Consider the following 25911-nt stretch of genomic DNA (forward strand, 5'->3'; position numbering starts at 1 on the left):
GGGGAACCGGGGCGCGCCCCGGGTTTGTACCCGGGGGGGGGGGCGGCGCCCCCGCCCCCCCCACCCCCGAGCCGGAGTCCCCCTACGCCCACTTGAAGCGCTCCTGTCGACACTCGGCACGCGACGCGCGACACCGTTCGACCATCCGCGACAGCGCCTGACAGGCCCAATGCTGACTCAATGCTGGGTTTGCTGACGGCCCGTCAGAAACGACCGGGGCACTCACGGAGCCCGGGAAGTCATCGTCGGGTGCCGCCGCGAGAACCGGCGGAGGCCCTGCCACGGCCCCCTCGCCGACTGCCGAAGGACCGTCACCACCAGAGCGGCGCGGGCCGGAGAAGACAGCAACCATGCCGTCCGTCGCCCTCGCCGACGATCTTGCTTCAAGCCAGTTATTAGAGCCAGGCCCTGCGGGACATTTCCCAGCCCAGGCGCTGGACGGCCTCGCCGAGCATGCCTGCGAACCCCCGACCGGCAGGTCCCGGGCGAAGTGCTCGGCCCGTGCGACCGCATCGCCATCACCTGCCCGCGCTGCGGCCCCGCCGACAGCCACCCCGCCGACCAGCCCCCTCCGACCGTCCACGCCCCCGTCACCGTCCAACCGGGCCGGCCCTTCACCCTCACCGTCGACGGCCCCGACCGCGGCCTGCTCGCCATCCACCTGCGCCCGCGCAGCAGCCGCTCCGGCAGCTACGCCCACACCACCACCGACCTCGCGCCGGGGCCGCTGACCATCCGACTCGACGTCCCCACCGACCTGGTGCCCGAGTTGGACCGGCTCTGGCTTGTCCGGGCCGACCGGTTCCACCTCTCCCTCTACCAGCGGCGTGTGCCCGTCCTGCCCGCCGGGTGCAACCCTGGCAGCAGCACCCGCACGTCGTAACCCCGGGCCAGCTCACGCAGTTGGCCCAACAACCAGTACCCAGCGACGAACGCGAGACCCCGTGACCGTGATCTGGATTAACGGCCCGTTCGGCGGCGGCAAGACCACCCTCGCCACCACCCTGCTGGCCGAGCTGCCCGGTGCCGTCCTCTTCGACGCCGAGGAGGTCGGCTTCCTCCTCCGTGCGGTTTTCCCCGACAAGTACCGCGACTTCCAGGACATCCCGGCCTGGCGCCCCCTGGTCGCTGAGGTGGCCATCCGCTGCCACGCCGAGAACGACGGCAACCCGGTGATCATCCCGATGACCCTGCTGCGCCAGGACTACGCCGCCGAGATCCACGGGGCCATCCGGGTCGCCGGCATCCCGCTCCAGCACTTCCTCCTCCACGCCGACCCGGACACCGTCAGCGCCCGCATCGACGCCAGCATCGAGTTCCCCGACGACGAGGCGCGCAGCGAGAAGGTCCGCGCCTTCCGCCGCCGCAAGCTGCCGGTCTACACCGAGGCGCACGACGGCTGGCTCGCCGCCGACGCCGAGGTCATCGACACCACCCACCTCATCCCCCGCCAGGTCACCGACCAGGCGTTGAAGAGCATCGGCGCCCTGTGACCGCCACCGTCTCCGAGGCGATAGCGCGCCTCACCGGGCCGGCCGAGGTCGTCGCCGACCTCAGTTGGCCCGGCACCACCGCAACCGTCCGCCTCCTGCGCCGCTTCCACGAAGCCGACCCGCCGCAGACGATCACGGAGTTCGGCCGCCAGCGCGCCGCCTACCTGCGCGCCCAGCTCACGGGACCGACCCACCCCCTCAGCACCACCGAACTCGACTTCGCCCTGGCCGCCATCGACCAGTTGGAGACCCTCCCCCGCAGAAGTCCCAGCCCACCCACCTGGACCTCACCGCCCGCAACCTCCTCGCCGACACCGACGAACGCGGGCGACTGCGGATCGCCGTGATCGACTTCGAGACCAGCCGCTACGACGGTGAACTCCACGAACCGCTCGAGTGCGGCGTCCTCGGTCGGAGCGGTGTAGACGGGCTTGAGCGCCTTGGAGATCTTGTCCCAGTCCTGCCGGGCCGCGTAGCGGAACGAGGCCCGGATCAGGTGGACGATGCAGGTCTGGGTGACGGCCTGCGGCCAGACTGCGGCGATGGCGTCCGGGAGGCCCTTGAGGCCGTCGCAGACGACCATGCAGACGTCCGCGACGCCACGGTTCTTGATCTCGCCAGCACAAACGGCTGGCCGCAGCACCGATGGCGCGTGCAGCACCAATCGGTGGGCCGTTCCTCAGCGGTCCGGACGATTGGTTGACGTGGCATTGGTCCGTGCACCGGCAAGGGATGTGTCGTCCAGGCCCAGGAGACTGCAGCCGAGGCGGTGAACGTTCCCCTCGGTGCCTGAGCGGGTGCGCAGCCGGGGTGTTCGGGCGATGTCGTTGGTGATGGTGAGGACTGCCTGTACGCGGACGCGTGCCTCCGCGGGGGGCATGGCCGGGTGGACGGCACGCATGAGGTGTAGCCATTCGTCGATGTAGTCGCGTTGGGTCTGGAGCGTCCGTTGCCTGTCGTCGTCCTGCAGGTGTTCGGTCTCGGTGACGATGAGCGTGACCAGGTGCTGGTGGGCGAGTGCGAACCGCGCGTATCGCAGGACCAGCGAGCGTAGCGCGTCCGCGTGGTCCTGTGCGGATGCGAGCACCTCGGTCAGGTCCAGCCACAGCCGTTCGGCGCTGCGGTTCATCGCTGCGGCGAGGAGGTCGTGCTTGCTGGAGAAGTGGTTGTAGATGCTCTGTCCGGCGATACCGACGGTGCTGCCGGTGTCCTCCAGCGTGACTGCCGCGTATCCGCGTTCGGCGAACAGGCGGGTCGCTGCGGCGAGCAGGCTCTCGCGGCGGGACCGGGGCTCCAGGGCCTGCGCGCCGCTGGGGCGGTCGGCGGTGTGTTCACCGAGGTCGGGGAGTTCGGCCGTCGCCACGCAGCGCATCAGGTCCGCGATCAGGTTCCGGTAGTCGGGTTCGGGCAGGTCGGCGTGCTGGTAGGAAAGGCTGACCGCGACATCGAGGATGCTCCAGGCAAGCAGCTCCGCGTGGGCGTGGTCCAGCTCCGGCCGGGAGGTGGTCATCTGCTCGGCGAGCGTACGCCGCGCAGTGTGTAGGTGCTCTGCGAGTTCGGCGCGTTGTTCGGTGGGGAGGTTGCGGGCTTCGCGCTGCCAGAGCACGCCGAGCTCGCGACGGGCCAGCGAGGTCTCGGCGAACGTGAGGAGCAGTGCGTCGAGGTGGCCGGGTTCGGCGGTCCTCAGCCCGTCCAGGCAGGACTCCAGTGCCTCGGCGGTGACGGCGTGGAGGAGTTCCTGCTTGCCGCGGAAGTGCCGGTACAGGGCCGAGGGGCTGATGTTCACGGCGCCGGCGATGTCGCTCATGGCGACGTTCGCGTAGCCGTGTCTGCAGAAGAGCTCCCGTGCCGCGGCGATCACCAGCCCCCGGCGGTTGCGGGGCCGGGTGCCGCGCGCGGGGGGCGAGGATCCCGCCGTGCCGACCGTCACTGTCTCCTCCTCGCCGCGAGTGGCCCATGCTGTTTCAGACCTCGGTGGACTTGGTGTCCGCCTCCCGGCCAGTATTTCCTGTTCGACTCCTGCTGGTGAATACTGCCTGATCCGGATGCGTACGGGCTGCTCCAGAAGCAGCTATCCGAGGTTGAGGGAGCGGCCGATGATCTCCTTCATGATCTCGGTCGTGCCCGCGTAGATGCGGGTGACTCGACTGTCCTGCCAGGCTCGGGCGATGGGGTATTCGAGCATGTAGCCGTATCCGCCGTGGAGTTGCACGCAGGCGTCGACGACCCTGCCCTGCAGTTCGGTGCACCACCACTTGGCCTTGGCGGCGTCGACGGCGGTCAGCTCGCCCTCGTTGAGCACGAGGACGCAGCGGTCCAGGTAGTGCTGGGCCACGTCGATCTCGGTGGCCAGCTCGGCGAGCCGGTGCCGGATCACCTGCAGTGATCCGATGGGCTTGCCGAAGGCCTTGCGGTCGCGGACGTAGGCGGTGGTCCAGTCGAACGCGGCAGTGGCCTGGGCCAGACCGGACACCGCGACGGAGATCCGCTCCTGCGCGAGGTTCCTGGTCAGGGCGAAGAAGCCTTCGCCCTCGGTGCCGAGCAGGTTGGCCACCGGCACCCGGGCGCCGGTGAAGGACAGTTCGGCGGTGTCCTGGGCGTGTAGTCCGACCTTCTCCAGGTTGCGGCCGCGTTCGAAGCCCGGGGTGCCGCGTTCGACGACGATCAGGCTCAGGCCGCGGTGCGGATGCTCGCCGGTGCGGACCGCGACGATCACCAGGTCGGAGTTGACGCCGTTGGTGATGAAGGTCTTCGCGCCGTCGATGACGTAGTGGTCGCCGTCGCGGACCGCCTTGGTGCGGATCCCGGCCAGGTCGGATCCGGTGCCCGGTTCTGTCATGGCGACCGCGGTGATCAGTTCACCGGAGGCGATGCCGGGAAGCCAGCGGGTCTTCTGCTCGTCGGTGGTGGATTCGAGGAAGTAGGGCATGCAGATGTCGGCGTGCAGCGCGGGGCCGAGCAGCGCCGGGAAGACCGCCGCGCGGGCCGCTTCCTCCTGCAGGATCACGTTGTAGCGGAAGTCGCCGGCCCCCGCACCGCCGAACTCCTCGGGCACGGCGATGCCGAGGGCGCCGAGGCGGCCCAGTCCGGTGAACAACGCGCGCGGCACGATGCCGGCCTTCTCCCAGTCCGCGAAGTGGGGCACGACTTCCTTGTCCAGGAAGGTCCGAACGCTCTCGCGGTAGGCCTCGTGCTCGGCGTCGAACAGGATCCGTTTCACGTGTGTCTCCGGTTGTTTGAAGGTTGGAGAGGAGTCTCGAAGGTCCGCGCGGAGCGCGGTGTCAGATCACGAGCCCGCCGCCGCAGATGAGGGTCTGCCCGCTGACGTAGTCCGACTCGGGGATGCAGAACAGGTAGACCGAGCCCGCGGCCTCCGCCGGGGTGCCCGCGCGGCCGAGCGGGATCGCGTGCTCCATCGCGGACATCAGGTCGGGGCTGACGCCGACCTTGATCTCCTTACCCTGCACGTCGATCGTCCCGTCACCGGCGGGGGTCTCCGTCAGTCGGGTCCTGATCAGCCCGAACGCCACCGTGTTGACCGTCACGTTGTAGCGGCCCCACTCCTTGGCCAGCGTCCTGGTCAGGCCGGTGACCCCGGCCTTCGCAGCGGCGTAGTTGGCCTGGCCCGGGTTGCCGCCGAGCCCGGCGATCGAGGAGATGTTGACGACCTTGCGGCACGGCACCGGCTCACCGGCCTGCGCGGCGCGCCTGGCTGCCGCGGAGATCACCGGCTGGGCGGCCCGCAGGATCCGGAACGGCGCCTTGAGGTGCACGTCCAGGATCGCGTCCCACTGCTCGTCGGTCATCTTCTGGATGACGCTGTCCCAGGTGTAGCCGGCGTTGTTGACGATGATGTCCGGACCGCCGAAGGTGTCGGCGGCCGTCTGCACGAAGTGCTCGGCGAAGCCCTTCTCGGTGACGCTGCCCGGACAGGCGACCGCCCGCCCCCCGATGGCCTCGATCGCGGCCACCGTCTCCTTGGCGGGCCCGGCGTCCAGGTCGTTGACGACCACGGCGGCGCCGTCGGCGGCCAGCTTGAGCGCGATCTCACGGCCGATGCCGCGGCCCGAGCCGGAGATGATGGCGACCTTGCCGTCGAGCTGTCCCATGCGGATCACGTTCCTTTCAGTCCAGCGCGACGACCGCGTCGCCGGCGAGGGTGAGGGTGCCGTCGTCCATGGCGACGGTGAGGACGAGCGTGGCCAGGCCGTCCTCGACGGACACGACGCTGGCGGTGCAGGTCAAGGAGGCGCGTACGGGGGTGATGGCGGCGAAGCGCACCCGGTAGGAGCGGATCCGTTCCTGCGGCACCCAGTCGGTGAGCAGCCGGCCCAGGTAGGCCATGGAGAGCATCCCGTGTGCGAACACGTCGTCCAGGCCTGCGGACTGCGCCACGTCGAGGTCGATGTGGATCGGGTTGTGGTCGCCGGACGCGCCCGCGAACAGTGCCAGCGTGGTCCGGGAGATCGGCGCGATGCGCAGCACGGGCAGCTCGGTGCCGACCTCGACACGCTTGGAGATGATCACTGAGGCACCTCCGGGTTGCGCACCACGAGGACGCTCCGCGTCTCGGCGATCAGCTCGCTTCCGCGGTGGACGTCGGTCTGCTTGACGAGGAAGTCCAGCGCTCCGCCCTTCTTGCTGTACACGTCGACGATGCGCGGCCGGAGGGTGAGGGTGTCACCCGCGTAGGCCGGCCGGTGGTAGGTGAACGCCTGCTCGCCGTGCAGCACCCGGCGCAGATCCACGTCCAGCGCGGCCAGGTAGGCGAACGGCTCGGGCGCCTCCAGCTCCAGGCTGAAGAAGAACGTCGGCGGAACCGGCAGGTCCCGGTGGCCCGCCCGCCCGGCGGCGTCCACATCCGTGTACACGGGGTCCGTCTGGCCGGTGGCCTTGGCGAAGAAGCGCAGTCGGCCTCGCTCCACCTGGACCGTGACCGGGTCGAGCACCAGCTTTCCGGCCGCCTCCGGGTCGATCGCCATCGCTCAGCCCACCTTCTGGTACAGCGTCACCACAGCGGCACCGCCGAGCCCGATGTTGTGCTGCAACGCCACCGTCACGCCCTCCACCTGCCGCGCCTGGGCGTGGCCGCGCAGCTGCCAGACCAGCTCGGTGCACTGGGCCAACCCGGTCGCGCCCAGCGGGTGGCCCTTCGACAACAGGCCGCCGGAGGGGTTGGTGACCACGCGGCCGCCGTAGGTGTTGTCGCCGTCGCAGACGAACCTCTCCGCCGTGCCCTCCGGCGTCAGGCCCAGCGCCTCGTAGGTGAGCAGCTCGTTGGTGGTGAAGCAGTCGTGCAGCTCGACGACCCGCACGTCCTGCGGCCCGATGCCGGCCTGCTCGTAGACCTGCTCCGCCGCGGCCTTCGACATGTCGTAGCCGACTGCCTTGCGCAGGTCCGCCTCCGCGAAGGTCGACGGGTAGTCCGTGGTCATCGCCTGTGCCGTGATCGCCACATCGGTGCGCAGCCCGTGTCGGCGGGCGAAGTCCTCCGAGCACAGCACCGCCGCCGCCGCGCCGCAGGTCGGCGGGCAGCACTGCAGCCGGGTCAGCGGACCGTAGATCCGCGGTGAGGCGAGCACCTCCTCGACCGTCACCGGGTCGCGGAACACCGCGTACGGGTTGTTCGCCGCGTGCCTGCGCGCCTTGACCGCGATCATGGCGAAGGTGTCCTCGGCCAGGCCGTACTCCTTGGCGTAGGCCGCGCCGGCGCCGCCGAAGTACCGCGCCGCGAACGGGGCGTCCGATTCACCCTGAACGGCGCGGGCCACCTCGTCGAAGCGGGCGAATGGGCTGGTCCGGTCCTGCCAGTGCGACGCCAGTGCACCACGCTGCATCTGCTCGAAGCCCAGAACGAGCACGCAGTCCGCCATGCCGCTCTCGACCGCCTGCCGAGCCAGGAACAGCGCCGAGGATCCGGTCGAGCAGTTGTTGTTCACGTTCACGATCGGGATGCCGCTCTGACCCAGGCCGTACAGAGCAGCCTGACCACAACACGAATCGCCCTACACATAGCCGACGTACGCCTGCTGTACGAGGGCGTAGTCGACCCCCGCGTCGGCGAGCGCGATCCGCGCCGCCCGCTCGCCCATGACGTCGTAGGACTCACTGTTCCTCGGCGTTGTGAACGGGATCATCCCTACGCCCGCGACGGTCACCCTCGATGCCATGGCAGCCCCAGCCTTCCGCTCCACCTCTTGGAAGATCAGAGACTACTGCTCATTCACTTAGCGCGGAAGAGGTCGGATGAAGCTCCGAGATCGCGTAGCCCCGGAGGGCGCCGAACCCGCATCGCGATCACGGCGGGTGCGGCCAGTCCCGGCGCATCCGGCGGCTGCCGAACACGCGCAGCGCCAAGGGCGCGGGCTCCGGCCCCGGGGCAGCTCGTCCGCACCGACGACGTCGGCCGGGCGATGCAGCCGCCGGGGCCGGCCGTCACTGCCCGTCTGCGGCGGCTTCCCGTTCGCGGCGCTGCTGGTGCTCGGTGCGGATGCCGGACAGGACAGTGCAGGTCAGGCTGGCCGCGATGATGCCCTCGGCCCAGAAGAAGGCGACGTAGTCGATGAGCGATCCGATGGGGGGTGAGCCGGGGGCGGCGTTGCGCATGCCGATCAGGGCGAAGATCGTCGCGGCCATCCAGCCGAGGGAGGGCCAAATGAGGCCCTCGCGCTTGCGATAGAGCACTTCGGCGGCGCCGAGGACGGCCAGGGCGAGTGCCCACATGGCCGCGATCATGAACCAGGCCAGGATGAAGGTGCTGCGGGAGCGGGTGATCTTGGCATCCAGGACCACCGTTCCGGTGGCGGCGGTGGCCTCGGGGTGGAGGACGAAGAACGGGTCGGCGTCGGTGAAGTTCAGGCCCACCGGCACGGCCGTGCCGCCGCTGGTGGCGGTGAAGCTCGCCTCCGTGCGGTAGCGGTCGAAGGGGTAGTCGGTGGCGGTGCCGCCGTACGTCTCGGCGTGGAACAGCTGCGGTGCCGCGGTTTCACCCTCGGCGGCCTTGATGGTCGTCTTGGCGGCGCCCGTGGCGGTGATCTCCACGGGGCGGGCGAAGGCCTGGGAGTCGGGGCCGGCGGCGAACCTTCCGTGCGGGACGGCGGTGACGTACAACGTCAGCCGCTGGGCCGCCGGGTCCACGTCCTGGGCGGTGACCTCCAGTTCGATCCAGTCCGGAGCAGAGGGAATGCCCAGCTCGTACGCCTGCTCACGAGTGTTGCGCTCATTGAGGTACAGCCCGATCCCGGACCCACACCACTCCCGAGGTCGGCGCAAATGGCCGGGCGGGCGGGCGTCAGCTTGGTGCGGCGACGTCCAGTGTCCACAGCGGGCCACCTATCGCAGAGGCGATCCCGACACCGGCGTCGGTGTACTGGCAGTCCAGCATGCTCTCCTGGTGGATCGCGCCGTCCATCCAGTCGTTCAGCACCTGAGCGGGCGACTTGGTGTTCCGGTCGAGGTTCTCGCCCCACAGGCTCCACTGGTATCCGGCCGCGGTGATCCGGCCGTCCGCGTGGCGGCCCTGCTGGTCGACATGGTCGAAGTAGTGGTTGGCGGCCATGTCCTGGGCGTGCTGCTGGGCCGCGCTGTGCAGCTTGGGGTCGATGTGCAGCGCCTGACAGCCGTTCTTCGCCCGGGCGGTGTTGATCAGGTCGATCAGCTGCCGTTCCAGGCCGGGTGCGCCGGCGGTCGGGCGCGGGGTGCTGGACGGCTTCGGGCTGACGCTCGAACTGGCGCTGGGGCTCGGGGGCGGGGTCGGGCTGGCAAGGTCGGCGGTGCCCGGTACCGGAGGCGGTGTGACGATGGCCGTGGCGGTCTCGGGCGACGGTTCGGCGACCGGCGCGGCGACATGGGACGACTGCTCCGGGAGTACCCGGACAACGGCCAGGGCGACGGCCGCGATGGCGAGCGTGCCGGCCAGCTGGGCGCCGTGTCGCAGTCGCCGGTTCGCGCCGCGCCCGGCGGCCCGTCTGTGCAAGCCGCCCGGCTGCCCCGCACCGTCGGAGAGCGACTCGCTGTGGGAGAGCTGCTGAAGCGCCTGCGGCTCGGGTGAGTTGAGTGGCCCTGCGATCGGCGTCGCCAGGTGCGCCGAGGAGTGGGCCGCCGTGGTGTGGCCGGCGGTGGAGCTCGCGAAGGCATGCGTGGTGGGCGTCGCGAACCCGCTGGTGAGCGAGAAGTGGCCGAAGCCGTGCGGGGGGATCACCAGGATGAGGCCCGACAGCAGCCCCTCGGCCGGCACCAGGTCCCGGCCGAAATCCGAGCACTCGCCGCAGGAGCGGGTGTGCCGGGCGATCCGCTTGCGCAACAGCGGGCTCGGCCGGCCGTCCCAGCCGGCGACGACCTCGTCCAGCGCCGGGCAACGCGGCGTCGCGGCCAGCGCCCGGACCACCGTACGGCTGATCTCCAACTGCTCCTTCATCCGCTGCACCCGCACGGCCGCGTGCTGCGGGGACAGCTCCATCGCGGTCGCCAGCTCTGCCCGGGTGAGCTGCCCGGCCGCCTCCTGCCACCACAGGGAGAGCAGGTCGCGGTCGTTCTCGTCCAGCCAGCGGGTCGCCTCGGCGGTCTCCCGGCGCTGACCGGACAGGCCCAGCCGCAGCACCGTCAGGCCGACGAAGTCCCCGGACGGGTCGGCGACCTGGGCCACGTCATCCAGGCCCGAGACGCTTGCGGCCCGCCGGGTGGACCAGCAGCGCCGCACCTCGTTCATCGCGACCGCGACCAGCCAGGACCGGAACGAGGCCAGGTCCCGTACTCCGTCGAGCCCGTTCACCACGCGGATCATGGTCTCCTGCACCACGTCGTCCACGTCCGGATGCCCGTTCATCGCCCGGCCGACGACGTTGTAGACCAGCGGCAGACACCCGGCTACCAGCCGGTCCCGAGCCTGCTCGTCCCCGGCGCGCGCAGCCGCGACCACCTCGGTGTCCATACCGCTTGTGACCTGCATCCACTGTCCTCGCTCGTCCCGATCACACGGCCCCCCATCTGCCGGAGACCTGTTGCGAAAAAGCGGATAACAAGAAACCCGGATCAAAGTTCTCTCGGATTTTTTCCGTTATCGCGGCCCGGCCCGCCAGTTCTCCCAGGGCGTCGGAACGAACACCGACTCGCACCCTCAGGAGGCAGACCAGCATGAATGACGACCCCACGACCCAGTTCCCTCTACCGCGGCAGCACGGGGACGGACCGTGGCAGCGCCCGGCCGGGGCGGACGCGCCCGCCCCGGCACCGGGCCGCGGGGCGCACCGCTGGCGTACCCGGCGCCATGGCGCCGCCCCCGCACGAAGCCGGACCATCGCGATCTCGGCGGCCGCCGCACTGACCGTGGCCGGTATTGCCGGATACACCACGCTGTCCGGAGCGAACTCCGCAGGCCGCGACGCGGCTCGGGTCTCGGCGGCCCGTGACATACCGGTGCCGAGTGCCCCCGCCCTCGCCCCTCCGCCGGCCACCGTGCCGACCTCCGCGTCCGCTTCCGCCTCGCCGTCCGCGACGGGCTCCGCCGGCCCGTCCGCCTCGGCTTCCGCCTCGCCGCGCAGCTCGGCATCCGCCAGCGCGTCGCCCTCCGCGCACAAGACCGCGTCCCGGACCCCGGCCACGCGGCCGGCCGACACCAGGACCGACGGCGCGGCGGGCGGCGGCACACCCGTGGCAGCCGCGCCGCCCGCCACGAAGGCCGCCTCCCCGGCTGACGGGCCGGTCGGACCGGACCCGAAGATCCCCGGGCCCCGAACCACCTCCCAGAGCACCAGTGACGCCGAAGCCATGTCGCTGCAGCTCCTCAACGGCGAACGCGCGACCCGCGGCCTGCCCCCGCTGACGCTGCGCGCCGACCTGTCGGACTTCGCCCGCACGTGGGCCCAGCACATGAGCACCACGGGCTTCGGACACTCCACCAGTGACGACAAGGCGTACCTGGTGACCGGCTCGCGCACCTGGATCGGCGAGAACATCGTCTGGTGGAGCGATGCGTCCATGACCGCCCAGGAAGCGGCCGAGCAGTTCCAGTCCATGTGGCGCCACAGCCCCGGCCACTACGCGGCCCAGACCAACCCGTCGTTCACCGAAGTAGGCGTGGGCATCTACCACGACGGGACCGGTTGGTGGGGAGTGCACAACTTCTCCGACGCTCACTGACCGGCACCGACAGGCCCGCAGCGCGGCGTGACGGTACCTGCTCCGCACGCTGGCTGAGCACGGACCGCTGATGGTTGTCCAGAGCTCGACCCCGCGCGGACAGCCCGGACGGCGGCACCTGAAGACGGCGGGATGGCTCTCGAACCGGCTTCGGCGCCAGTGCAGGGCTGGACCCACCCTGCCCGTTACCTAATGGCGTACAGGTGGGCACCGGGCGGGTTGCTGCCCGTCGCCGCACACGACGGGGCACCCGCCTGGGCGCAGTCGCGCCCAGCGGCCCGAGCGGTGTGCCACCAGCGGGCGGAACGGCGGGCGTGGCGGGGCATTCACCGACATCCTCGTAGTCAGCCGGTGTCGGATCGCAGATCGGTGGAGAAGGCATGACGATGCATCGCCGTCGCTTCCTGAGGAGCATGGGTCTGGGTCTGCCCAGCTTCGCCCTCCTCGCCTCGTTGTCCGCCTGCGACAACGGCGGGGACGGCGGCCAGGAGAACAGTCCGTCCAGCGCGTCCGGAGGCCGGAAGGTGGTCGTCGTCGGCGCCGGGATCAGCGGTCTCGGCGCCGCCCGGTACCTGGCCGACAAGGGCCACCAGGTGTCGGTACTCGAAGCGCGCGACCGGATCGGCGGGCGGATCTGGACCAGCCGGCAGTGGTCCGGGGTTCCGCTCGACCTGGGCGCGTCGTGGATCCACGGCATCGACGGCAACCCGATCACCGACCTTGCGCAGCAGGCTGGCGCGCGCACGGTGGTCACCGACCCCGCGAGCTCCACCGACTACACCACCGACGGCCAGGAGATCGCGGGCGCCCAGGCGCAGGCGCTCCAGCGGTGGCAGCAGGACACCGCGAAGGCGCTGTCGACGTTCCAGGGCGGCGACAACCAGGACGAGGCGGTGCGCACCGTCGTCCAGAACGCGCTGGGCTGGTCGAACCTGCCCGATTCCGACAGGACCCTGGTCTCCTTCGCGCTGAACGACTACGAGCACGAGTACGCGGGCAGCGTCGACCAGATGTCCGGCCTGTACTTCGACGACGACGCCAAGATCAGCGGCAAGGACGTGCTGTTCCCCGACGGCTACGGCGCCGTGACCGACCACCTGGCCAAGGGACTGTCGGTCCGGACCGGGCAGGTCGTGAAGCAGATCGACTGGAACTCCGGCGGCGTGACGGTCACCACCGACAAGGGCACCTTCCAGGCCGACCACGTCGTGGTCACGCTGCCGCTGGGCGTCCTGCAGAGCGGGGCGGTCAGATTCGGCCCCGCCCTGCCCCAGGCCAAGACCGCCGCCATCGGTCGGCTCGGGATGGGCGTGCTCGACAAGTGCTACCTGCACTTCCCGAAGGTGTTCTGGCCGGACACCGACTGGCTGACCTACGTTCCCGACCTGAGCCACTACGGGCAGTGGGAGCAGTGGATCAACGTCGCCCGCCCCACCGGCCAGCCGGTGCTGCTGGGCTTCAACGCCGCAGACTTCGCCCGCACGAGCGAGGGCTGGAGCGACAACCAAGTCGTCGACAGCGCCATGACGACGCTCAAGACGATCTTCGGCAACGACATCCCCGCCCCGACCGAGTACCAGATCACCCGCTGGGCCTCCGACCCCTACGCACTGGGCTCCTACTCCTTCAACAAGCTCGGCTCGACACCCGACATGCGCGACCAGCTGGCGGCCGCCATCGACGGCCGGGTCCACTTCGCCGGGGAGGCGACCAACCGCCAGTCCTTCGCCACCGTCCACGGCGCCTACCTGTCGGGCATCCGCGCGGCCAAGGAGATCGCTGGCTGACCCCTGCGCCGTCGCTGGCCCCGACGGCTCACCGCTCCCGGGCCGACGGCGTCGCCCATGACTCTCCGTGATCGACGGCTCAGGGCGGTTGGCGACGCCAACCGGATGTGCCACCTGGCGATTCCGTGGAGATAATCACCCGGCTCGTTGCCCGTCGCCCGCCGGATCAAGGTGAGAAGTGCCACCGAACGTCACTGCCGTGACCGCAGCAGCCGCCCCGGCGGCCCAGCTGCCCTCCCCCGCCCAGAACGTGAAGCTCGCGCCCCTGGTCGCGCTGATCTTCTTCAGCGTCTCCGGCGGGGCCTACGGCATCGAGGGCCTGTTCTCCGCCTCCGGTCCCGGCATCGGCCTGCTGCTGCTCCTGGTGACACCCCTCGTCTACAGCGTTCCGCACGCGATGGTCTGCGCCGAACTCGGCACGGCAATCCCCGTCGACGGCGGCTACTACCACTGGGTGCGGCGCGGGCTGGGACGCTTCTGGGGTTTCCAGCAGGGCATGCTCAGCTGGCTGGGCGGCTTCGTGGACCTGGCCGTGTACCCGGTCCTGTTCACCGGCTACCTGCAGTCCGTGGTCGACTGGGCCGCACCGGGCGAGCACGTGCTGTTCGCCGTGGGCCACCTCCAGTTCGACCTGCACTGGTGCGTCTGCCTCGCCGTCATCACCGTCGCCGTCCTGATCAACCTGACGGGTACGGCACGGGTCGGTGCCTCCGCTGTCGTGTTCGCAGTGGTCTGCCTCACTCCGCTGCTGCTGCTGAGCGTCGCCGGCTTCGCGCACCTGCTCGGCGGCGGCGTCGGCCCCGTTCCGCAGCTGACCAGCCGCCCGGACCAGTCGATCGCAAGCGCCTTCGGCGCCGGACTCTTCCTCGCCATGTGGAACTACAGCGGCTGGGACGACGTCTCGGCCTTCGCCGGTGAGATCGACAACCCGCGCAAGCACCTGCCGCGGGCACTCGCCCTGTCCGTCGTGGTCATCACCGCCGGCTACCTGCTGCCGGCACTCGCCTCGCTCACGCTCGGGCCGGACGGTCCGGCCGGCTGGAAGAGCTGGCACAGCGGCTCCTTCTCGGCCGTGGCCGGAGTCCTGGGCGGACCGTGGCTGCGGAGCGCCGTGACGGTTGGCGGCATGATCGCCTCGGCCGCGATGTTCTCCGCGCTCCTCACCTCCAGCGCCCGCGTGCCCTTCGTCCTGGCCCAGGACGGCTACTTCCCGCGCTGGATGGCGAGAAGGACCGCCCGCCGCCAGGTGCCCGTCGCCTCCCTCATCGGCTCGTCCGTGATTTACGCCCTGTTCTGCCTGAGCAGCTTCGGCAACCTGATCATCGTGGACGTCTTCCTCGCCAACATCACGCTGCTGCTCGAAGTCGCCGCACTCATCGCGCTGCGCGCGCGCGAGCCGCACCTGGAACGCCCCTACCGCGTCCCGGGCGGCCCCTTCGGCCTTTCCCTCGTCGCCCTGAGCCTGACCGGCGTCTGCACCTGGGCCGCATGGCAGAGTTACACGGAGAACGGCACCAGGGCGGTCACCTACTGCCTCATCGCCGTCGGCGCCTGCGCGCTGCTCTACCCCCCGATGGCCCGGCACCGCCGCCGCACCGAGGTCGCCGAGGCATAGCCCGACGCAGGGGCGCAGGCCAACCCGGGCCCGCGCCGTGCGCACCCGTGCCGGCGCCGGTCGCTGACCCGGCAGGGCAAGCGGAAGACCGCCCGCGACCTTGTGCATCGCCACTTCGACGCCGTGGCGCCGCACGTGCTGTGGGTCGGCGACATGACCGAGATCGACACGGGCGATGGCAAGCTCTACCTGGCTACAATCATCGATCTGTTCTCGCGGCGTCTGCTCGGCTACGCGATGGGCGCTCACCACGACGCCGCGCTGGTCAGCGCCTCGCTGGAGATGGCCGCGGCCACGAGGGGCGACCAGGTGGACGGGGTGATCTTTCACTCGGATCGCGGCAGCGAATACTGCAGCGCGGCCTACAACAACCTGTGCGACAGGCTTGGCGTCGTCCAATCCATGGGGCGGGTCGGGTCGGCTCTCGACAATGCCGCGGCGGAGAGCTTCCACTCCACGATCAAGGTCGAGTACATCTACCGGCACCGCTTCGCCACTCGGGCTGAGGCACGGCTGAAGATCGCGACCTGGATCACCGGCTTCTACAACACCCGCCGTCGACACGGCGCGGCCGGCGGACTGCCTCCCGTTGAGTTCGAACGGTCCGTCAGCAAGGCACGAGCCGAGGCCGCATAGCGGAGGACTCCACGATTACAGGGGATGGACAGTCCGCGCCTCCAGCAACAGGACGCTCTGCCCCTTGTCGGCCAGGTATCGTGCCGCCGCCAGACCACTGATCCCCGCACCGACGACAATCACGTCACCACGGCCGGACAGTACGGGCGGGACAACCCCAGCTGCGGGATCGCTGTCTGAGGTGGCGAAGGCGGACAGGGAACCGATCACGGCGGCGCCAGTCAGGCCCACCCCCATGTTCGCCAGGAAGCGTCGGCGTTGCATCGTCATTGGCTGTCTACCGATCTTCGATATGTGTACGGACTTCTACGAAACGTCGGCGCGCGCTTCCGTGCGCGCGCCGACGTGCGGGAAAAGGGGTCCCACCGCCTCGGATGGGCCGCCCGACGCCCCGAGGCGGTCGGATGGCACAGGATCTGCAGGCCCCGGCCCCGCCGAGGTTCGGCTGCGGGCGCAACGAGGCAGGCGGTCAGACGGTGTGGCGGTAGTAGGTGACGGAGACCTTGACCGGGCCGTCGTTCGTGGCGGTGGTGAGAATGCGGATGACCGCGATGTCCTGGGCGCCGTGGGAACGGACGCAGAAGGTGCGGTCGGCGCGCAGGGTGGTGAAGGGCAGGGCGGAGGTGGGCTGCGTTTCGACGCCCTTGAGGCAATCGGGGAGCGTGAGAGGGCCGGGAGGGGCGATGTAGGCGTCGCTGTCCTCGGGGATGTAGAAGGCGCCGGGCTGGCGGGCCAGGTACCAGGCGGAGGTGTCCTGGGTGACCTTTCCGGCCTTGAGGTCGAACTCGTGGTCGCGGTCGGGGGAAGTGAGTTCGAGGTTCGTGTACACGGCGGTGTAGCCGGGGGCCGCGGACGGGGAGGTGGAGGCGGCGGTGGGTGCGGCTGACGGGGGGAGGCTGCCTGTGACGGCGGTGTTCGGCTCGGCGGAGTCGTCGAAGTATTCGGTGTAGTCGAGCAGGAAGAAGGCCGCTGCTGCGCCGATGAGGAGCGTGGCCGTCGTGACGAACGCGGTGCGGGCGCCCCGGCGCGCGGTGGCCGCGGCTCTGCGTCTGGTCGTGGCAACCGGTTTCGGGACGGCGGGCTCCGGCTGCAGACGGGTGGCTGCCGAGACGGGCAGGACACGGGTGGTCAAGGCCCCGCCCCGGGCCGCGTCGAGGACGGTGACCGACGGGACAGGTGTGGCCGGCAGGTCGGTGTGGCGGTTCAGTTCGCCGCTGACCTTCGGGGGCAACCAGCCTTCGGAGAAGCGCAGTTCACCGCTGGTCGCGGGATGGCTGCGGACGGCCTCGATCAACCAGGCTGTGCCGGGCCGGTCCTCGGGGTTCTTGGCCAGGCAGTATCGGACCAGCTCGTGCAGTCCGTGCGGCAGGCGGGAGAGGTCCGGCTCCTCGTGGACCGCCCGGTAGAGCGCGGTGGGCTCGGGCCCGTCCCCGAAGGGGGACACGCCGGAGCCGATGAAAGCGATCAGGGCGCCCAGGGCGAAGACGTCGGTGGCCGGGGTGGCGGGCTGTCCGAGGGCCTGCTCGGGGGCCATGAAGCCGGGTGAACCGATGCGCAGGCCGGTGCCGGTGAGCGGGCTCGCGTCGGCGGCGCGGGCGATGCCGAAGTCGATGACGCGCGGGCCGTCGGCGGCCACCAGGACGTTGCCGGGCTTGAGATCGCGGTGGACGACGCCTGCGGCGTGGATCGCCTGCAGGGCTTCGGCGACACCGGCGAGCAGCAGCAGGACGGTGCGTTCGGGCAGCGGGCCATGGCGTTGGACGGCCTGCTGGAGGGAAGGGCCGGGCACGAAGGTGGTGGCCAGCCAGGGGGAGGGGTCGTCGGTGCCGGCGTCGACCACCTGGGCGGTGTAGAGGCTGTGGATGCGGCGGGCGCTGGCGACTTCCTGGGCGAAGCGGTGGCGGAACTCGGGGTCCTCGGCGAGTTCGGGCCGGACCACCTTGAGGGCGACCGGGCGACCGCCGGGGGTGTACGCGAGGTACACGCGGCCCATGCCGCCCGCGCCGAGCCGCGCACGCAGCCGGTACCCGCCGACCTCGCCGGGGTCGTCCGGAGTCAGTGCCTCGAAGGCCGAGGAAGACAGGACGCCGAAGGGCTGCGCGGTCATGAATGTACTCCAGCAGGTCATGCGGTGGGGACGGGGACGCGGTGGCACGGGCGGCAGCGCCGACGCCCAGATACCCGTCGGCGTCCGGAATCGCACCGGATCAGATGCGGTAGCGATCACTGCCCGGGGCGGGCCCGTTCGACCAGTCGCGCAAGGTGTCGCGGCCGGTCACGAGGGCGTGTTCGGGTTGCGGGGTGCCGCGCCGCACGCCCCCGCCGGCGCGTTCGGGGGTACGCACCGACGGGGGCCGCCGTCCCGCGGGCGCCACGGGCCGCCCGGCGGGGTCCTGGTGGACGGCAGCCGGATTGTTTTCCCGCCGCCCACACGACGGGGAACGATCAGCGTTCCGTCACTCGGTCGGCCGGCTGTGTCAGCCGGCGATCTCCTTGGCCGCGCGCAGGCCCGACCGGTAGGCGCCGTGGACGGTGGCGTAGTCCTTGCGGTCCGTCGCCTCGCCCGCGAAGTGCACCCGGCCGTCCACGGCGGCCGCCAGCTGGTTGCGCATCTCGGACGTGGCGCCGAGCTTGGTGAACGAGTACGAGCCACACGCGTACGGGTCGGAGGCCCAGCGGGTGATCTGGTAGTCCGTCGGCTGGGGGATGTTGCCGCCGTAGACGGTCTTCAGGGTGCTCATGGCGCTGTCGACGATCTGGGTGTCGCTCCAGCTCTCGATGGTGCGGCCGAAGTCGGCGGCGTTGAAGCCGAGCAGCACCGGCTGGCCGGTGGGGCGGGCGACGTTGATCCACTGGGCCCACTGTCCGTACTTGTTCAGGTCCGGCACGTACTCCAGCCAGTCGGTGTCCGCCCAGAACACCTTGGGGAAGCGCAGGTAACACTTGTTGAGGACACCCGTGCCGAGCTTGCCGATGGCAGTGGTCTTGTCCTTCGGCAGGCCTGGGCCGAACTTGACCGACCCGCTCTGCAGGACGCCCAGCGGCAGCGTGACCACGACGTGGTCGGCCTGGAAGGCGCCCTTGTCAGTGGTGACCGTCACGCCGCCGGAGGCCCAGTCGATCTGCTTGACGACCTGCCCGGTCCGCACCGAAAGTCCCTTGGCCAGGTAGTCGGTGATGGCCCCGTAGCCGCCCGGGAACAGGACGTCCTTGCCCTTGATCTTGGCGTCGTCGTCGAAGTACAGCGCCGACATCTGGTCGACGCTGCCCGAGTACTCGTGCTCGTAGTCGTTCAGCGCGTAGGAGACCAGGGCCTTGTCGCTGTCCGAGAGCTTCGACCAGCCCAGCGCGTTCTGGACGACGCTGCGGACCGAGGCGTCGTCGTCGTCCTTCTTCTGAAAGGACAACAGCGCGTTAGCCGTGGCCTTCCGCCAGCGTTCGAGCGCCTGGGCCTGGGCACCCTCGATCTCCTGGCCGCTCGCGAGGTAGTCGGTGACGCTTTCGAGGTCGGTCACCGCGGTCTTCGCGCCAGCCTTCTTAGCCAGATCAGTGATCGGGTTGCCGTCGATGCCGTGGATCCACGACGCGCCGAGATCGAGCGGCGTGCCGGACCACTTCTCACTGGTCCAGATCCGCCCGCCGATACGGTCGCGCGCTTCGAGCACCGACACGTCGTGCCCCTTGTCGGCCAGGTACCGGGCAGCGCCCAGGCCGCTGATCCCCGCCCCGACGACGATCACCTTCTTGCGCCCGGACGGGCCCGGCGTCCCGTTCCCATCGGCGCCGCCCGCGCCGTCGCCGTCGTCCCCGTTGTCGCCACAGGCGGAGAGGGAGGCGAGAACGGCGAGGCTGGGCAGTCCCAGGCCTACGCTCCGCAGGAAGTGCCGGCGATGCATCGTCATGACTGTTGACCGATCTGCTTTCTGACACGGGCCGATACGAGGGTGTCGCCGAACGCTCCGTCGCGTTCGGCGGCCCGCTCGTGCGAGGAAGCCACGCAGGCTTCGAAGAGGGCACCCGTCTGGTCGGGGACGGCCTCCCCTTCACTGTGGCGGGCATGGGATCGCCGGCCCACCGGCGTACGCCACGTGGGACGCCGACCAGCCGCAACCCGCCTCGCTGTGGAGCGAGGCCGACGCAACAGAGGATACTTTGAAACAGCAGTGTGTCAACAGAGGCATTGAAGGACGACTGGTGGGTTCGCGCAGGCGGCTGTAGCCGACGGTCGCTATTCCGCCGCCGAGGAGGATCGGATCGGCGGTGGCGACCTCGATGTCACGCCTCCGGGCCGGCCAGCGGAAGGCGGGCGTGGACGGCGAAGCCACCGTCGGGGGTGGGGCCAGCGCCGAAGGAGCCGCCGAGGTCGTCGGCGCGAGTGCGCATGCCGTCGAGACCGTGGCCGCCGGAGGGCAGTTCGGGTTCGCAGCCGGTGCCACCGGGCGCGTTGACCACGACGATGTGCAGGTCGTCCCGGCTGGTTTCGACAGTGACGGTCACCTCGGCGTCCGGGGCGTGCTTGTGGGCGTTGGTGAGTGCCTCCTGGACGATCCGGTAGGCGGCGTACTGGACGGCGGGGCCGGGTGTGGGCTGCTCGGGGGGTGGCCCGGTGAGAACGAGGTCGACGTTGAGGCCCGCCTGCCGGGATTCACCGACCAGGGCAGGCAGGCCGCGCAGCGAGGGAACCTGGTCAGGGCCTGGGGTGAGGACGCCGAGCAGGCCGCGCAGTTCGGCGAGTGCCTGGAGGCCGAGGGTACGGATGAGACCGAGGGTCTGGCGCACGGCGTCCGGATCGTCGGCCTGGGCGACCTGGGCGGCGCCAGCGTGCAGGGTGATGAGGGAAACCCGGTTGGAGACGACATCGTGCATCTCCCGTGCGAGGCGGGCGCGTTCAGTGGCGGCGGCGCGCTCCTCGGCGTACTGGCGGGTCTCTTCCAGCAGGCGGTTGCGTTCGAGGAGGACGCCGACGGCGCGGGTGCGCTGGTGGGCGGCCACGCCGAGGGCGAGCGGGACGACGCCGTAGACGAGCGGGTCCTCGACGATGCCGGCGACGGCGGAGAGCGTGGTCAAGTCGGAGAGGTCGATGGGAATCAGCAGTCGGATCTCGGCGAGGACAGCGAGCACGGCCAGGGTTCGGGTGGTGCCACGGCGGGCGGCCAGTTCGTAGAGGGCGATGGCGAGCGGCAGCGTACCGCTCAACAGAGTGAGCACGGCCACCGCCACAGGGGCCCGCCGACGGAAGGCGAGGGCGAGCGAGCCGATGGCGATCAGGGTCGCGTTGAGCGTGGTGGAGCGGCTGGGGCCGAGGTTGTCGCCGTTGGTCAGGGCCAGCGGAACGAACACCAGTAGGAGGATGACGGTCGGGGTGAGGGCGACGACGGCCTTCGGCAGTCGGACCGGCAGGCTCGGCAGCGCCTCAGAGAGGGACGATTGCGGATGTCCGGCGACGTGCGGCGGCTCGGACTGCTCGTCGGAGGGTTGGTGCATGGGGGGCATGCTCCCACGTCGCTCGGTTCAGTCGGCGCGCCGCGGACGCCGCCCTCGGCGGTGAGCGCTGCGTGGTTCCTCGACGCCGTGTACGGCGCGGCCGCCTGGCACTCGAGGATCGGGGGCACCGCTCGCTTCGGACCCCGGGAGCGGTCAGGCGGCCGCACCGTGGAGGAGGATCGCCGTGATGAAGTCCGGAGCCTGGCGGGGACCCATGTCGCCTTCGAGGGTCAGCTCCCACGCGGTCTCGGCCAGACCGCAGAAGGTCGAGGCCAGCCAGGTGGCCGGCATGTCATTACGCAGCAGCCCGGCCTTCTGACCGCGCTTGAAGAACTTGACGGTCCGGTCGAAGATCGCGTCGGCCCGGGCACTGGCCTCGGGTACGCCGAGGACATCGGGTTCGACGTAGACGAGGTTCCACAACTGGGCGAACGGCGGGTACTCGGCCACCAGGGCGGCGAGCACCTGCTGCAAGGGGGCGGTGTCGGCCCCGGCGCGAGACAAGGCCCGGTCACAGTCGTCGAGGATCTTGGCGGCCATGGCCTGCACCAGGTGCTGCCGGGTGGGGAACAGGCGGACCAGGGTCGCCCGACTGATACCCGCCCGTTTAGCGATGACCTGCATGGACGCTGCCCGGTCCTTGGCCAGGACCGGGATCGCCGAATCCAGGACCTCCATCGCGTCGGTACGCATCGCCGAGCCAACTCCCCATGCCCCTGTTGACACATTGATGCCTCAATGCATCCTCTGCAGTATCAGCCTCATTGTACTGAACAGAGGGGTTACCGCCGTTCCCCCAGGCCTGACCTGCTCCCGATGACGCGCGGCCCTTTCGCGTCCACACCGTTTCCGCCGGGAATCCACCCGGCGCCTGACTGGAGCACCGTCAATCCGGCCCCAGCCACCGCCATGCCCGTCAAGGCAGCGAGTCGGCGCGTTGTGTCCACTCCACCAGGTGCGGATGTCGGGTCGCCCATGACACCCAGGCCCTCCTCCGCCTCGCCCGGCAACGCATCAGCGTCCTGTTCGCCATGCTCCGCAACGGCACCCTCTACGAGACCCGCACCCCCGAAACCGTGCCCGCATGACCCGCGCAGCCTTGACGAAGGACATAGAGGCACCCCCTGTCGCGGTGTGCTCCGTCTGCCGGGTGAGCAAGCCCTGCCACTACGCCGACACCGACGCCCCGCGCTGCGCGAACTGCACCCGGATGGGCAACCGCACCGCATGCTCACGGTGCGGCGTCTACCGCACCATCCACGGGCGCGCCGCCGACGGCGGGCCGCTGTGCAACACCTGCAGCCGCCGCGAGCCGTGCTCGGCTTGCGGCACCGTCCGTCCCGTCCACGCCCGAACCACTGGCGGCCGACTGCTGTGCAAGGTCTGCTACCTTGAGGCCCCTCTCTCCTTCCGGCACTGCACGGAATGCGGAAACCTGGAGCGCCTCCACCACCACGGCCTGTGCCCCGCCTGCGCTGCTCGGCACCAACTGCGCACCCTGCTCGCCGGGCCGGACGGCGAGGTCCACCCGCACCACGAGCCGATCGCCGCGGCGCTGACCGCCGGCCCGCCGTCCTCGCTCCTGCTATGGCTCAAGCGCCCCAGCAGCCGCGAGCTGGTGGCGCGGCTGTGCGAGAGCACCGGGCCACTCACCCACGCCGTGCTCGACACCATGCAGCCGCCCAAGGCAGTCAGCCACCCGCGCGCCGCACTGAGTGCCCACGGCGTCCTGCCGAGCCGCGATGAGCACCTGGCCGCCTTCGAGCGGTGGCTGCCCGAGACCGTCGCTGCCATCGGCGACCAGGACGAGCGGGCCGTCATCCGGAGCTTCGCGACCTGGTTCCACCTGAACAAGCTCCGGCGCCGCGCCCGGGGCCGGCCGCTGACGTACGGCCAGTTCCAGACCGCGCGAGGGGATGTCAGGGCCGCGATTCGCCTGCTGGCCTGGCTGCGCGCGCACGGCACCAGCCTGGCCGCCTGCACCCAGGCCGACATCGACCGGTGGCTCACCTCCGACCAGGCAGGCCGCCTTCTGGTCCGCAACTTCCTCATCTGGTCTGCCCACCGCGGCCACTGTCGCCCGCTGGAAGTTCCCGGGCGCCGAAGCAGCCGCGGCCAGGACGTACTTGCCGACGCACAGCTGCGGTGGAGCATCAGCAGACGCCTGCTGCACGACACCACCGTGGCGACGGGTGACCGCGTGGCCGGCTGCGTGGTCCTGCTCTACGGCCAGAGTGTCAGCCGGATCACCCACCTGACCACCGGCCACCTCCACAACCATGGCACGGCTCTCCACCTACAACTGGGTACCAAGCCGCTGGAGATCCCCCAGCCGCTGGCCGACCTGTCCGCGAGCTGGTCCGCACCCGCCGCGGCTTCGGGGCCCTCGGCCACAACGACGACCACCCGTGGCTGTTCCCCGGCGTGCGCGCCGGGCACCCGATCAGCGCCCAGCGCCAGGCGGCGAGGCTGTACGAGCTGGGCATCAAGACCCGCGCCGGGCGCTCCACCGCCCTGCTGGACCCGGCCGCCGAACGTCCCGCCTCCGTCCTCAGCGACCTGCTCGGGATCAACCTGCGCACCGCCCCGGACTGGTCCCAGGAGGCTGGCAACACGCGCCCCGACTACGCGGCGGAAGTCGCACGCCGGATGGACCGCTAAAACGCTTCTGCGCACATGGTGATTCCGGGGCGCCCCTTGGCAGGCAAGCTGGGAAAGATGTGGCGCGAAGGCGCCGACCGGGCACTCGGCGATGTCGACGACTGCCGCCTGCCGCACGGAGCCCGGTCGCAGGTCCCCTCCCGCAGCCAGGTGTGACCGCTCGCCGCCAGCCGGAAGTGGGAGCGCAGGTGCCGCCGTGTGGCGTGGGGGTGAGGGCAGTTGGTGAGCCCAATCGGGAGGGCTGACCCGCTGTCATGCCCTCGGTGGGCAGGTTCATTCCAACGGGCGGTTTGATGCAGACCCGTCCCTTCTTTCGGCGGTGTCGATGACAGGTTCAGGAAGGCCAGTACGTCAGGGCCTGCCGACTTGAGCAGCGCCCTTCATGAGGAGTGTGGTTTCGATGACTGCCGTGTTCACCGCCGCGCTGATCGCCCGGCACAGCGACAAGGCCGTGTCCGTCAACGGCGAGAAGAAGGACGACGGCACCACCGTCATCCAGTGGCCGTTCCAGGACGGCGGCCACCAGAAGTGGAACCTGGAGGCGACGACCGGCGGCTACTTCCTTGTGCGCGCCGTACACAGCTGGTGCTTCGCACGACCCTTCCCCTCCCCGTCAGAGAGCGCGGCTGTCCCGGGCAGCGTGCAAGTGCTTGTCGCAGCCGGGTCGTTCGGCCAGGTAGGAGAACATGCCACGCAGGTGGGCACGGGCGATGCGGATCCAGCGATCCTCGGAGTGAAAGCCCACCAGCACCTGGGCCACGGCCAGGCACACCAGTTTCGAGCCCGTCAGCCGCGGCGGGCGGCCCAGCCAACGCGTTCGGGGCAGATAATCATCGATCTGCACGTAGAGTCCGGTCAGAAGGGTGTCCAGCTCTTCGGTCGTCACAACCCGAACGCTGGACACCCTTCCTGCATATCCGAAGCAGAAGCAGCAAAGCCAACTGACTTCGGAACTCCTCGTCTAGATCCCGCCGATGATGGAGACGGGGGTGGCGAGTTCGGTGGCCTGCTCGATGATGATGCCGCCTAGGAAGGCGGGGCGGACCTCGCTGGGGTCGAAAGCGCGGAACGACTTGAGCTTGTCGAAGGCGTTGGCCTGGGTGGCCAGGCCGACGCCGTTACGCTCCATGGTCTGGATGGAGGCGTCGACGACCTTGTGGTCGAAGGTGGCCATCCGGCGGCTGTGGAACGCCGGGTAGAGATGGTGCTCCAGCAGGGAGTCGAGGTGCCGCAGCGACGCTGGGGCGAGCGCGCGCTGGCCGGCCTTCCACTCTTCGGTGTAGGCACCCACGTTCATCGCGCCGTACTTGCGGTTGCGCTCGGCCTTGCTCTGGCCCCAGGGGTTCTCGCGCTTCGCCCGGTAGATCTCGGTGAGCCGGTCGATCGCCTTGTCCTGGGTGGCGAAGCCGGACTCCTCGGTCTGCCGCCCGGAGGCGTTGCGGAACCGGATCACGTAGGTGTGCGGGCATTTCGACCACCGCACCTGCGGGTGCTCGCAGGTCTTGAAGAAGGTGCCCATGCCGCGGGCCAGGGTCCTCGGTGCCATCGTCTGCGGTCTCCATCGTCCGATGCTGACGATTTGCTGAGCGCAGATGGTCCGCCACACCTCTGGCCTGGGAAGAAACGCAAATCATGTGGTATGTGGTGGAACTTCATCGGGCGCTCTCACGAAGACATCACCCGAGCCCGCGAGGAATGGATGAGCTCCGCGAACCCCACCCGCTTCGGCGAGGTCCAGGGCTACCCCGGCGACCGCCTCCCCGCCCCCGATCTCCCCGGCATCCCCCTCAAGCCCCGGGGAAATGTGCGCCGACCTGGATAGTTACCAGTCGGGGGTGGGGCGGCCCCGGGGGCCCCCCCCCCCCCCTCGGTGTTCAGCGCGCGACGAGGCCCCGTACCCCCCGGGCGCCGGGGGCGAGAGCGGCTGTCAGGTGTGGTGCGGGGCCGGGGCGGTGCTTTCGCGGATGATCAGTTCCGGTGCCATGAGGTGGAGCTGGTCCTCGGGTTCGTGGCCGGCGGCGGTGGCGGTGATCCTCGCCATGACCTGTTCGACGGCGACCTGTCCGAGGTCTTTCCCGGGGCTGGTGACGGAGGTGAG

24 protein-coding genes and 3 pseudogenes are annotated in these 25911 nt (G+C 70.3%); 9 read left to right on the top strand and 18 right to left on the bottom strand.

Annotated elements, in window-relative coordinates; genetic code table 11:
• Nucleotides 1-490: 490 nt before the first annotated feature.
• Together ACFWIS_RS35580 and ACFWIS_RS35585 are read left to right on the top strand one after the other, a co-directional pair.
• Nucleotides 491-883 (top strand): hypothetical protein, encoded by a 393-nt coding sequence (locus ACFWIS_RS35580; RefSeq protein ID WP_380462066.1) that lies wholly within the window; start codon nucleotides 491-493, stop codon nucleotides 881-883.
• 67 nt (nucleotides 884-950) lie between these two features.
• Complete coding sequence (locus tag ACFWIS_RS35585; RefSeq protein ID WP_380462064.1) at nucleotides 951-1493, top strand: AAA family ATPase; 543 nt, start codon at nucleotides 951-953, stop codon at nucleotides 1491-1493.
• Nucleotides 1494-1878: 385 nt separating this feature from the next.
• Here the strand turns inward: ACFWIS_RS35585 and ACFWIS_RS35590 are convergent.
• The 10 genes and pseudogenes from ACFWIS_RS35590 to ACFWIS_RS35635 all read right to left on the bottom strand — a co-directional run.
• A pseudogene (locus ACFWIS_RS35590) lies at nucleotides 1879-2109 on the bottom strand (transposase); the annotation flags it as partial.
• A gap of 63 nt (nucleotides 2110-2172) precedes the next feature.
• The gene (locus ACFWIS_RS35595; protein ID WP_380462063.1) at nucleotides 2173-3423 is read right to left on the bottom strand and encodes a TetR/AcrR family transcriptional regulator; all 1251 of its coding nucleotides are present in this window, start codon (nucleotides 3421-3423) and stop codon (nucleotides 2173-2175) included.
• A gap of 141 nt (nucleotides 3424-3564) precedes the next feature.
• Nucleotides 3565-4713, bottom strand: coding sequence for an acyl-CoA dehydrogenase family protein (locus ACFWIS_RS35600; RefSeq protein ID WP_380462062.1), 1149 nt, complete (start codon nucleotides 4711-4713; stop codon nucleotides 3565-3567).
• A 61-nt stretch (nucleotides 4714-4774) separates the two neighbouring features.
• Nucleotides 4775-5602, bottom strand: coding sequence for an SDR family NAD(P)-dependent oxidoreductase (locus tag ACFWIS_RS35605; RefSeq protein WP_380462060.1), 828 nt, complete (start codon nucleotides 5600-5602; stop codon nucleotides 4775-4777).
• A 16-nt stretch (nucleotides 5603-5618) separates the two neighbouring features.
• A complete protein-coding gene (locus tag ACFWIS_RS35610; RefSeq protein ID WP_380462059.1) occupies nucleotides 5619-6020 on the bottom strand; it encodes a MaoC/PaaZ C-terminal domain-containing protein in 402 nt (133 codons plus the stop codon).
• A complete protein-coding gene (locus tag ACFWIS_RS35615) occupies nucleotides 6017-6475 on the bottom strand; it encodes a MaoC family dehydratase N-terminal domain-containing protein (protein ID WP_380462058.1) in 459 nt (152 codons plus the stop codon). Before ACFWIS_RS35615 ends, ACFWIS_RS35610 begins: the two co-directional genes overlap by 4 nt.
• A 3-nt stretch (nucleotides 6476-6478) precedes the next feature.
• Nucleotides 6479-7486: pseudogene (locus ACFWIS_RS35620) on the bottom strand (lipid-transfer protein); the annotation flags it as partial.
• Between the two features lie 12 nt (nucleotides 7487-7498).
• Nucleotides 7499-7630: a hypothetical protein gene (locus ACFWIS_RS35625; protein WP_380524227.1), complete on the bottom strand. Its 132-nt coding sequence runs from the start codon at nucleotides 7628-7630 to the stop codon at nucleotides 7499-7501.
• Nucleotides 7631-7928: 298 nt separating this feature from the next.
• Entirely contained in the window at nucleotides 7929-8765 is an 837-nt protein-coding gene (locus tag ACFWIS_RS35630) for a DUF4436 family protein (protein ID WP_380462056.1), read from the bottom strand.
• 19 nt (nucleotides 8766-8784) lie between these two features.
• Nucleotides 8785-10440 (bottom strand): sigma-70 family RNA polymerase sigma factor, encoded by a 1656-nt coding sequence (locus ACFWIS_RS35635; protein ID WP_380462055.1) that lies wholly within the window; start codon nucleotides 10438-10440, stop codon nucleotides 8785-8787.
• A gap of 818 nt (nucleotides 10441-11258) precedes the next feature.
• Here ACFWIS_RS35635 and ACFWIS_RS35640 point away from each other — a divergent pair.
• The 4 genes from ACFWIS_RS35640 (at nucleotide 11259) to ACFWIS_RS35655 (ending at nucleotide 15668) form a co-directional block, all read left to right on the top strand.
• Nucleotides 11259-11630 (top strand): CAP domain-containing protein, encoded by a 372-nt coding sequence (locus tag ACFWIS_RS35640; protein WP_380462054.1) that lies wholly within the window; start codon nucleotides 11259-11261, stop codon nucleotides 11628-11630.
• A 380-nt stretch (nucleotides 11631-12010) separates the two neighbouring features.
• Nucleotides 12011-13417, top strand: a complete 1407-nt coding sequence (locus tag ACFWIS_RS35645; protein ID WP_380462053.1) for a flavin monoamine oxidase family protein — start codon at nucleotides 12011-12013, stop codon at nucleotides 13415-13417.
• 199 nt (nucleotides 13418-13616) lie between these two features.
• Nucleotides 13617-15032: an APC family permease gene (locus ACFWIS_RS35650; RefSeq protein WP_380462051.1), complete on the top strand. Its 1416-nt coding sequence runs from the start codon at nucleotides 13617-13619 to the stop codon at nucleotides 15030-15032.
• Between the two features lie 63 nt (nucleotides 15033-15095).
• Nucleotides 15096-15668, top strand: a complete 573-nt coding sequence (locus tag ACFWIS_RS35655; protein ID WP_380524228.1) for an IS3 family transposase — start codon at nucleotides 15096-15098, stop codon at nucleotides 15666-15668.
• Nucleotides 15669-15683: 15 nt separating this feature from the next.
• Here the strand turns inward: ACFWIS_RS35655 and ACFWIS_RS35660 are convergent, their stop codons facing one another.
• The 6 genes from ACFWIS_RS35660 to ACFWIS_RS35685 all read right to left on the bottom strand — a co-directional run bounded on the left by ACFWIS_RS35660 (nucleotide 15684) and on the right by ACFWIS_RS35685 (nucleotide 23433).
• Complete coding sequence (locus ACFWIS_RS35660) at nucleotides 15684-15938, bottom strand: FAD-dependent oxidoreductase (RefSeq protein WP_380462078.1); 255 nt, start codon at nucleotides 15936-15938, stop codon at nucleotides 15684-15686.
• Between the two features lie 199 nt (nucleotides 15939-16137).
• On the bottom strand, nucleotides 16138-17775 hold the full coding sequence (locus ACFWIS_RS35665; RefSeq protein WP_380462076.1) for a serine/threonine-protein kinase: 1638 nt from the start codon (nucleotides 17773-17775) through the stop codon (nucleotides 16138-16140).
• A 370-nt stretch (nucleotides 17776-18145) separates the two neighbouring features.
• Nucleotides 18146-19570 carry a flavin monoamine oxidase family protein gene (locus ACFWIS_RS35670; protein WP_380462075.1) on the bottom strand — a complete coding sequence of 475 codons (1425 nt, stop codon included), beginning with the start codon at nucleotides 19568-19570 and terminating at the stop codon, nucleotides 18146-18148.
• 373 nt (nucleotides 19571-19943) lie between these two features.
• Nucleotides 19944-21152 carry a sensor histidine kinase gene (locus ACFWIS_RS35675; RefSeq protein ID WP_380462074.1) on the bottom strand — a complete coding sequence of 403 codons (1209 nt, stop codon included), beginning with the start codon at nucleotides 21150-21152 and terminating at the stop codon, nucleotides 19944-19946.
• A gap of 153 nt (nucleotides 21153-21305) precedes the next feature.
• Entirely contained in the window at nucleotides 21306-21845 is a 540-nt protein-coding gene (locus ACFWIS_RS35680; protein ID WP_380462073.1) for a TetR/AcrR family transcriptional regulator, read from the bottom strand.
• An 892-nt stretch (nucleotides 21846-22737) separates the two neighbouring features.
• A complete protein-coding gene (locus ACFWIS_RS35685) occupies nucleotides 22738-23433 on the bottom strand; it encodes a hypothetical protein (protein ID WP_380462071.1) in 696 nt (231 codons plus the stop codon).
• A 143-nt stretch (nucleotides 23434-23576) separates the two neighbouring features.
• Here ACFWIS_RS35685 and ACFWIS_RS35690 point away from each other — a divergent pair, with 143 nt between their 5' ends.
• Both ACFWIS_RS35690 and ACFWIS_RS35695 read left to right on the top strand, forming a co-directional pair.
• The gene (locus tag ACFWIS_RS35690; protein ID WP_380462069.1) at nucleotides 23577-23813 is read left to right on the top strand and encodes a hypothetical protein; all 237 of its coding nucleotides are present in this window, start codon (nucleotides 23577-23579) and stop codon (nucleotides 23811-23813) included.
• A 451-nt stretch (nucleotides 23814-24264) separates the two neighbouring features.
• A pseudogene (locus ACFWIS_RS35695) lies at nucleotides 24265-24336 on the top strand (hypothetical protein); the annotation flags it as partial.
• A 90-nt stretch (nucleotides 24337-24426) separates the two neighbouring features.
• Here the strand turns inward: ACFWIS_RS35695 and ACFWIS_RS35700 are convergent.
• Both ACFWIS_RS35700 and ACFWIS_RS35705 read right to left on the bottom strand, forming a co-directional pair.
• Nucleotides 24427-24699 carry a hypothetical protein gene (locus ACFWIS_RS35700; protein WP_380462080.1) on the bottom strand — a complete coding sequence of 91 codons (273 nt, stop codon included), beginning with the start codon at nucleotides 24697-24699 and terminating at the stop codon, nucleotides 24427-24429.
• A gap of 75 nt (nucleotides 24700-24774) precedes the next feature.
• Nucleotides 24775-25359 carry a hypothetical protein gene (locus tag ACFWIS_RS35705; protein ID WP_380462068.1) on the bottom strand — a complete coding sequence of 195 codons (585 nt, stop codon included), beginning with the start codon at nucleotides 25357-25359 and terminating at the stop codon, nucleotides 24775-24777.
• 153 nt (nucleotides 25360-25512) lie between these two features.
• Between ACFWIS_RS35705 and ACFWIS_RS35710 the strand changes: the two genes are divergently transcribed.
• Complete coding sequence (locus ACFWIS_RS35710; RefSeq protein ID WP_380462067.1) at nucleotides 25513-25635, top strand: hypothetical protein; 123 nt, start codon at nucleotides 25513-25515, stop codon at nucleotides 25633-25635.
• The last annotated feature ends 276 nt before the right edge of the window (nucleotides 25636-25911 follow it).

The organism is Kitasatospora sp. NPDC127060 (assembly GCF_042724935.1).
Lineage (GTDB): Bacteria > Actinomycetota > Actinomycetes > Streptomycetales > Streptomycetaceae > Kitasatospora.